Origin of the sequence: Streptomyces sp. SID9727 (assembly GCF_010550605.1) — a bacterium.
Classification (GTDB): Bacteria; Actinomycetota; Actinomycetes; order Streptomycetales; family Streptomycetaceae; genus Streptomyces.
In genome coordinates, this window is the sequence record NZ_JAAGNI010000089.1 from 20,620 (window position 1) to 28,197 (window position 7,578).

The following is a 7,578-nucleotide window of genomic DNA, read 5'->3' on the forward strand; positions in this document are numbered from 1 at the left end:
GCTCCTCGGGTGAGGTCCGGACATACGGGGTGGTCCGTGAACTGCAACCCTGCGCCGCCCTGAGCCCACTTTTGTCATGGCAGGCTCACCGCAGTGTGTTCGGTGAGATTAGGAAGGTCTGGACCAATCGTCAAGAGGTCCAGACCAAAGATCGTGGCCGCCCGCCGAATGAACCTCAGACTCCCAACTCCTGTGCCAGCACCGCCGCCTGGACCCGGCTGCGCAGCCCCAGCTTGCCCAGCAACCGGCTGACGTGCGTCTTCGCCGTCGCCTCGGCCATGGAGAGCCGGTCGGCGATCTCCGCGTTCGACAACCCCGCGCCGAGGCACCCGAGCACCTCGCGCTCCCGCCGGGTCAGCGCCTCCAGCACCGAGGCGTCCGGAGCGTCCGCCGCCGGTCCGGGGCCGGCCCCCGCGAACTCCGCGATCAGCCGCCGCGTCACGGCCGGCGCGATCAGCCCCTCGCCGCGCGCCACCGTGCGCACCGCGTCGAGCAGCCCCGCCGCCTCGGTGTCCTTCAGCAGGAACCCCGAGGCCCCCGCCCGCAGCGCCCCGAACACGTACGCGTCCAGGTCGAACGTCGTCAGCACCAGCACGTCCGCCAGTCCCTCGCCGGTCACCTGCCGGGTGGCCGACACCCCGTCCAGGCGCGGCATCTGCACGTCCATCAGCACCAGGTCCGGCCGCAGCTCCCGGGCCAGCCGCACCGCCTCCTCGCCGTCCCCGGCCTCCCCGACGACCTCGATGTCCGGCGCGCTGCCCAGGATGAGCACCAGCCCCGCTCGTACCGCCGTCTGGTCCTCCGCGACCAGCACCCGGATCGTCATGACCCCACCTCGCCTTCCTCCGCGGGCAGCTCCGCCCGCACCCGCCACATCCCGTCCACCGGCCCCGCCGCGAACTCCCCGCCGAGCAGCGCCACGCGTTCCCGCATCCCCACCAGGCCGGCCCCCGACCCCGGCGCGCGTGGCCCCGGCCGGTCGCCGAGCACGCTGTCCACCTCCACCGTCAGCCGCCGCCCCGCCTGCCCGAGCCGCACCGCGACCCGGCCCGGCGCCGCGTGCTTGAGCGCGTTGGTGAGGGACTCCTGCACGATGCGGTACGCGGCCAGCTCGACGGGCGCCGGCAGGGGCTCGGAGCCCGTCCTGGTGTCCTCCAGGACGCAGGTCAGCCCGCCGGCCGCGGCGGCGGTCCGGTGCTGCTCGACCAGCGCGTCCAGCGAGCCGAGCGTCGGGGAACTGCTCGGCTCGGGGTCGGCCGCCCCGGTGCGCAGGAGCCCGATCAGGCGGCGCATTTCGGCCAGACCCTCGACGCTGTTCTCCCGGATCACCCCGAGGGCGGTGCGGGAGGTCTCCGGGTCGCCGAGGGAGAGCGCGGCGGTGGAGTGGATCGCGATCGCGGACAGGTGGTTGGCGACCAGGTCGTGCAGCTCGCGCGCCATCCGGGCCCGCTCGGCGGTGACCGCCTGGGTCCGGTCCATCTCGGCGAGGAGGGCGGTCTGGTCGGCGCGCAGCCGGGCCGCCTCGGCGGCGTCCCGGTGGTTGCGGACGCTGACCCCGGTGAGGGCGGGCACGAAGACGACGAGGGCGGTGACGATGCCGATGAGCAGGGCCTCGGGGCTGCGGAACCACGCGAGCGAGCCGATGGTGACGACGAGGGAGACCAGGAAGGTGACCACCGGGATGCGGCGGGCGGCCGCCGGGCTCCCGTACAGCACCGCCGCGTACATGACGTCGGTGTACATCGCCACCGTGGCCAGATTGCCGCGGGTGCACTGCTCCGCTACGAGCGCGACGGTGCCGATGGACAGGGCGGTGCGCGGCGAGGTCCTGCGCAGCAGTTCCGCCGCGGACATCACGACGAGCGGGACGAGCGGCAGGCGGGTGTCCCCGAGGACGTCACCGGTCCGCATGGAGAGGCCGAGCAGCCACAGCACCAGTCCGCCGAGCAGCCCGAGGGCCGCGATGAGCACGTCGTCGCGGTGCGGGCGGGGTGGGGAGGGAGTCGGCACTACATCGAAGTATGCAGTCGGGTCTCGTCACCTGGGCCGACGCTCCGGGCTCGCGCGGCGGCCAGGCTGGAAGGGAGCGAAAAGGAGCGTACCCGTGATCGTCACGTTGATCGTCGCCTGCGAGATCGCCTTCTGGGTGCTGCTGGCCGCCGGGCTCGCGCTGCGCTACGGGGCGCGCAAGCCCCGCCTGGGCGCCGCGGTGCTGCTGTGCGAGCCGGTGCTGGAGCTCGTCCTGCTCGCGGTGACCGCCGTGGACCTGAAGAACGGTGCCGAGCCGGACTGGAAGCACGGGCTCGCCGCGGTGTACATCGGCTTCACGGTCGGCCTCGGGCACTCCACCATCACGTGGGCCGACGCCCACGTCGCCCACCGCTTCGCCGGTGGCCCGCCGCCGGTGAAGCCGCCCAAGTACGGGAAGGCGCGGGCGGTGCACGAGTGGCGGACCGCCGCCCGCTGGTGTGCCGCCGCGGCGACGGCCCTGGTCCTGCTCCAGGCGGCGGCCTGGTACGTCGGGGGAGACGGGGACGTGAGCTCGCTGCGGTCCTGGCAGCGGACGATGCTGCTGGTGATCGGGATCAACCTGGTGATCGCGGCGAGCTACACGCTGTTCCCGAAGCAGGAGCCCCGCGAGGACCCGGCCGCACGCTGAGCCGCCTTGCTCAGCGCTCGCCGCCCGGCACCCACAGCACGTCGCCGACCTCCTTGTTCGCCACCCGGGCCAGGATGAACAGCAGGTCCGAGAGGCGGTTGAGGTAGGTCGCCGTCAGCGCGTTCATCACCTCGCCGTGCACCTCCATCGCGGCCCAGGTGGACCGCTCGGCACGCCGGACCACCGTGCACGCCTGGTGGAGCAGCGCGGCGCCCGGCGTACCGCCCGGAAGGATGAAGCTGCGGAGCTTCTCCACCTGCTCCAGGTAGTGGTCGCAGTCGGCCTCCAGCTTGTCGACGTACGACTGCTCCACCCGCAGCGGCGGGTACGTGGGATCCTCGACCACCGGCGTGGACAGGTCCGCGCCCACGTCGAAGAGGTCGTTCTGGACGCGGACGAGGACCTTCACGACGTCCGCTTCCAGCCGCCCGAGGGCGATCGCGGTGCCGATGACCGCGTTGGCCTCGTTGGCGTCGGCGTAGGCGGAGATCCGCAGATCGGTCTTGGCGGTGCGGCTCATGTCGCCGAGGGCGGTGGTGCCGGTGTCGCCGGTACGGGTGTAGATGCGCGTCAGATTGACCATGCGGCCAGCCTAGTTACGCCCCTGCCTTCCGGAAGACACGTGTGCCCACCGTCACGGCCAGCGCCGCGAAGCCGAGGGCGACCAGCACCCCGTACAGCATGTGCCCGGTGGCGTACGAGCCCGCGTACGCGTCCCGCACCGCGTCCACCAGGTAGCGGAACGGCGTGAAGTGCGAGAGGACGTCCAGCCACGTCGGGCCGAGCGTCATCGGCAGCATCAGGCCGGACAGCAGCATGGCCGGCATGGTGAGCGCGTTGATGACGGGGCCGAACTCCTGCGGCGTCGAGACCCGCATCGCGAGCGCGTACGAGAGCGAGGCCAGCGAGACGGTCAGCAGGCCGACGAAGGCGAAGCCGATCAGCACCCCGGCCAGCGGCGCCCGCAGCCCCATCAGCACGGCGACGAGCACCAGCAGCACCGCCTGGAACACGAACAGCAACGCGTCCCGCAGCACCCGCCCCAGCAGCAGCGCCGCCCGGCTCACCGGGGTTACCCGCATCCGTTCGACCACCCCGGTCGACTTGTCGATGATGAGGCCGAACCCGGCGAACGAGGCGCCGAACAGGCCGAGCTGGAGCAGCAGTCCGGGGACCAGGATCTGCCAGGAGTCGGTGTCCCCGCCGAGCGGCAGCCCGGTGAGCAGCGGGCCGAAGAAGAGCAGGTAGAGCAGGGGCATCAGGATGCCGAAGAGGATCTGGAACCTGGAGCGCAGGGTCTGGCGGGCGTACCGCCCGAAGATCAGCGCGGTGTCGTGCAGCAGCATGGCGTTCCTGAGGGATCAGACCGCGAGGGGAGCGGTGTCGGCGGCGGGGGCGCGTCCGGTGACGGCCAGGAAGGCGTCCTGGAGCGTGGCGTCGGGCGAGCCCGCGTACCGGGTCTTGAGGGCGGACGGGGTGCCCTCCGCCGCCACCAGGCCGCCGTCGACGACGACGAGCCGGTCGGCCAGCGCGTCCGCCTCGTCCAGGTAGTGCGTGGTGAGCACGACGGTGGTGCCGTGCGCGTCGCGCAGGCGGCGCACCAGGTCCCAGAGGTCGGCGCGGCTGCCCGGGTCGAGCCCGGTGGTCGGCTCGTCCAGGAAGAGCACGGCCGGACGGTGGGCGAGCCCCATGGCGATGTCCAGGCGTCGGCGCTGGCCGCCGGAGAGGGTCGCGGTCCGCCGGTCGAGCAGGTCCGACAGGCCCAGTTCCCCGGCGAGTTCGGCGGCCCGGGCGACCGCCGCCGCCTTGCCGAGCCGGTACATCCGGCCCTGGGTGACCAGCTCCTCCCGCACGGTGGTGTGCGGGTCGACCCCGCCCGACTGGGCGACGTAACCGCACCGCGCGCGTACACCCGCCGGGTCCGCGACCAGGTCGCGGCCGGCGACGGTGGCCGCGCCTCCGGTGGGGGCGAGCAGGGTGGTGAGCATGCGCAGGGTGGTCGTCTTGCCCGCGCCGTTGGGGCCGAGCAGACCCACGATGTCGCCGGCCGCGACGGTCAGGTCGAGGCAGCGGACGGCCTCGACGGGGCCCGACGTGCCCGTGAAGGTCCGGGCGAGCCCGGACGTACTGATGATGGTCATGCGCCCCACGAAAACAGAGTCACTGAAAAAATGCAATGACCCCAAATTTAAAGGAACCCCATGCGATCTACGATGGACCCATGGCTGAGGGACTCAGGGAGCGCAAGAAGCGGCAGACCAGGCAGCACCTCTCGGACGTGGCCACCGGCCTGTTCCTGGAGCGGGGCTTCGACGCGGTGACGATCGCCGAGATCGCCCATGCCGCCGACGTCTCGGTCAACACCGTGTACAACTACTTCCCGGCCAAGGAGGACCTGTTCCTGGACCGGAGCGCGGGGGTCGTCGAGCGCCTCTCGCGGTACGTCAGGGGCCGCGACAAGGGCGAGTCCGCCGCCGACGCCGTGCTGCGGGAGCTGCGCGTCCAGGTCGAGAGCGTGTCGCCCACCGTCGGTCTGATGGAGGGGTACGCCCGCTTCATGCGGGTCATCGAGGAGGCCGACAGCCTCAAGGCCCGCCTCTGGCACATCCAGCAGGAGGCCGCGCAGCACCTGGAGGCCACCCTCCTGGAGGTGAGCGGGGCCGGGGCGGGGGACCGGACGCCGGTCCTGGTGGCCGGTCAGCTCTCCTGGGTCCACGGCACCCTCATGGGGTACATCGGGCAGGCGATGGTGGCCGGCGGCAAGCCCGCCGAGGTGTCCCGGGACGCGCTCGTCCTGCTGGACGACATCGAGGACCTGCTGGGCGAAAGGGTGCTCAACTACGCCCGCCGCGCCGCCGAATGACGCCCCCCGGTGTGATGTCCGTCATTTGAGACGTGACGCGCATCTCTTCGCGGCCCCAGCGCCCGCCCCGGGTACTAACCTCCGCCGGAGGGCATGGACCAGAACCAGCGACATGTACAGAGGGGTGCCAACGTGGCCAGGAAGCTCGCCGTCATCGGAGCCGGACTCATGGGGTCCGGCATCGCGCAGGTCTCCGCCCAGGCCGGCTGGGACGTGGTGCTGCGCGACGTCACCGACGAGGCGCTGACCCGAGGCCGCGACGGCATCAAGGGCTCCTTCGACAAGTTCGTCGCCAAGGGCAAGCTGGACGCCGCCGACGCCGAGGCCGCGCTCGGCCGGATCACCACGGCCACCGACCTCGACGCGGTCGCCGACGCGGACATCGTGGTCGAGGCCGTCTTCGAGAAGCTGGAGGTGAAGCACGAGATCTTCCGGTCGCTCGACAAGATCGTCCGGGACGACGCCGTGCTCGCCTCCAACACCTCCGCCATCCCGATCACCAAGATCGCGGCCGTGACGGAGCGTCCGGAGCGCGTGGTCGGCGTCCACTTCTTCTCGCCGGTTCCGATGATGCAGCTCTGCGAGCTCGTACGCGGCTACAAGACCAGCGACGAAACCCTCGCCGCGGCGCGGGAGTTCGCCGAGTCCGTCGGCAAGACCTGCATCGTCGTCAACCGCGACGTGGCCGGCTTCGTCACCACCCGGCTGATCTCGGCGCTCGTGGTCGAGGCCGCCAAGCTGTACGAGTCGGGCGTCGCCACGGCCGAGGACATCGACATCGCGTGCAAGCTCGGTTTCGGCCACGCGATGGGGCCGCTCGCGACCGCGGACCTCACCGGCGTCGACATCCTGCTGCACGCCACGAGCAACATCTACACCGAGTCGCAGGACGAGAAGTTCGCCGCCCCGGAGCTGATGCGCCGGATGGTCGATGCAGGTGACATCGGGCGCAAGAGCGGGCAGGGCTTCTACACCTACTGATCATTTTCGGTCCGGTCCGGCTGATCCGCTGTCAGCCAGACCGGGTGCCGTTCGGGGGAACGCCGTCCGGACCCATCGGATCCACCAGCGTTCGCGGCCGTCCCGCATCACTCTGCGGAGTGAATTCGGTATCGGTTCGCTTACAGACGGCAACTACCCTGTCGCTGCCGCAGTCAGTTGGGGCAGAGACAGTTTCGGACAGACGGACCGGGCCACGGAGCATTCCAGGGGAGCGCATATGCACATCAGGGGCGACCACGCCGAGCTGGTCGTCGGGGGCCGCCTCGACGTCCGCAGCGCGGCGGACGCCCGTACGGTCCTGCACTCGGCCCTGGACGACGGTGTCGGCGATCTGGTGCTCGATCTGACCGAGCTGGATTCGTGGGACGCCACCGGGCTCGGCGTCATCATGGGCGCACACCGCAGGGCCGGGCGCGCCGGACGGCGCCTCGTGCTGCGCGGCGTGCCTCCGCAGATGCAACGCCTGCTGGTGGCCACCCGGCTGCACCGCATCCTCGCCATCGAGGGCGGTATCGCGGCGGAGTCCCTGCCCCGCGTCTGAGGGGCGTACGGGGACCCCCCGTGCCTCTTCGGTGACCGTACGGCGAGAAGCCACACAATCCTCACGAGACCGTGATCTCGGGGCGGCGCGCCACCCCGGATGGTCGTGGATACTGTGCGAAGGTTTAGGGTTCGGCCGTCTGCCGATTGACGGACCCGACCCGGCTGACACCGGACCGTGGGCGGCATCTGGACGTGCGAGGCCGGGAGGGACAACCGCACTCGACGCGTCTTGGGGGCTTTGGCGATGGACCCGATACACCGGGGGCCGGAAGAGTTCGGCGACGACGGCGAGGAGGCCGGCCGGCGCCGCCCTTCGCGCGATCCGCTGAGCCCGGATTTCGGTCAGCAAACACCGCGGCAGGCCCGGATGGTCACCCTGGTCGCCGGCGACCTGACGCTCACCGTCAACCCCGTCGACGGCAGCGAGGTCGAGCCGTGCCCGCCCGGTGAACGGCCCGCCGCCCCCGTCCGCCGCACCCCCGCGGAGCGCACCGCCCGCGCCCGCGCCGCG

Annotated in this window: 9 protein-coding genes and 1 pseudogene; 5 read left to right on the plus strand and 5 right to left on the minus strand. The window is 71.7% G+C overall.

The genetic code is table 11. The annotated features are described in order from the left end of the window. Positions 1–175: 175 nt before the first annotated feature. Together G3I41_RS05365 and G3I41_RS05370 are read right to left on the minus strand one after the other, a co-directional pair. Positions 176–826, minus strand: a complete 651-nt coding sequence (locus tag G3I41_RS05365; RefSeq protein ID WP_164399152.1) for a response regulator transcription factor — start codon at positions 824–826, stop codon at positions 176–178. After that, complete coding sequence (locus G3I41_RS05370; protein WP_164399153.1) at positions 823–2,010, minus strand: histidine kinase; 1,188 nt, start codon at positions 2,008–2,010, stop codon at positions 823–825. The genes G3I41_RS05365 and G3I41_RS05370 overlap by 4 nt, the downstream gene beginning before the upstream one ends. Positions 2,011–2,104: 94 nt before the next feature. Here G3I41_RS05370 and G3I41_RS05375 point away from each other — a divergent pair, with 94 nt between their 5' ends. Beyond that, a complete protein-coding gene (locus G3I41_RS05375; protein WP_164399154.1) occupies positions 2,105–2,659 on the plus strand; it encodes a hypothetical protein in 555 nt (184 codons plus the stop codon). A gap of 10 nt (positions 2,660–2,669) precedes the next feature. Here the strand turns inward: G3I41_RS05375 and G3I41_RS05380 are convergent, their stop codons facing one another. Genes G3I41_RS05380 through G3I41_RS05390 form a run of 3 tightly spaced genes read right to left on the minus strand, consistent with a single transcriptional unit; the run spans position 2,670 to position 4,800 of the window. Continuing rightward, complete coding sequence (locus G3I41_RS05380; protein ID WP_164399155.1) at positions 2,670–3,242, minus strand: cob(I)yrinic acid a,c-diamide adenosyltransferase; 573 nt, start codon at positions 3,240–3,242, stop codon at positions 2,670–2,672. Positions 3,243–3,255: 13 nt separating this feature from the next. Further along, positions 3,256–4,005 carry an ABC transporter permease gene (locus G3I41_RS05385; RefSeq protein ID WP_164399156.1) on the minus strand — a complete coding sequence of 250 codons (750 nt, stop codon included), beginning with the start codon at positions 4,003–4,005 and terminating at the stop codon, positions 3,256–3,258. A gap of 15 nt (positions 4,006–4,020) precedes the next feature. Next, positions 4,021–4,800 (minus strand): ATP-binding cassette domain-containing protein, encoded by a 780-nt coding sequence (locus tag G3I41_RS05390; RefSeq protein WP_164399157.1) that lies wholly within the window; start codon positions 4,798–4,800, stop codon positions 4,021–4,023. A gap of 80 nt (positions 4,801–4,880) precedes the next feature. Between G3I41_RS05390 and G3I41_RS05395 the strand changes: the two genes are divergently transcribed. From G3I41_RS05395 to G3I41_RS05410, 4 genes and pseudogenes are all read left to right on the plus strand, one after another. Continuing rightward, on the plus strand, positions 4,881–5,522 hold the full coding sequence (locus G3I41_RS05395) for a TetR/AcrR family transcriptional regulator (protein ID WP_164399158.1): 642 nt from the start codon (positions 4,881–4,883) through the stop codon (positions 5,520–5,522). 132 nt (positions 5,523–5,654) lie between these two features. Beyond that, positions 5,655–6,503 (plus strand): 3-hydroxyacyl-CoA dehydrogenase family protein, encoded by an 849-nt coding sequence (locus tag G3I41_RS05400; RefSeq protein WP_164399159.1) that lies wholly within the window; start codon positions 5,655–5,657, stop codon positions 6,501–6,503. 238 nt (positions 6,504–6,741) lie between these two features. Further along, the gene (locus G3I41_RS05405; RefSeq protein WP_018102617.1) at positions 6,742–7,065 is read left to right on the plus strand and encodes an STAS domain-containing protein; all 324 of its coding nucleotides are present in this window, start codon (positions 6,742–6,744) and stop codon (positions 7,063–7,065) included. Positions 7,066–7,311: 246 nt separating this feature from the next. Continuing rightward, positions 7,312–7,578 (plus strand): annotated as a pseudogene (locus G3I41_RS05410) (ATP-binding protein); the annotation flags it as partial.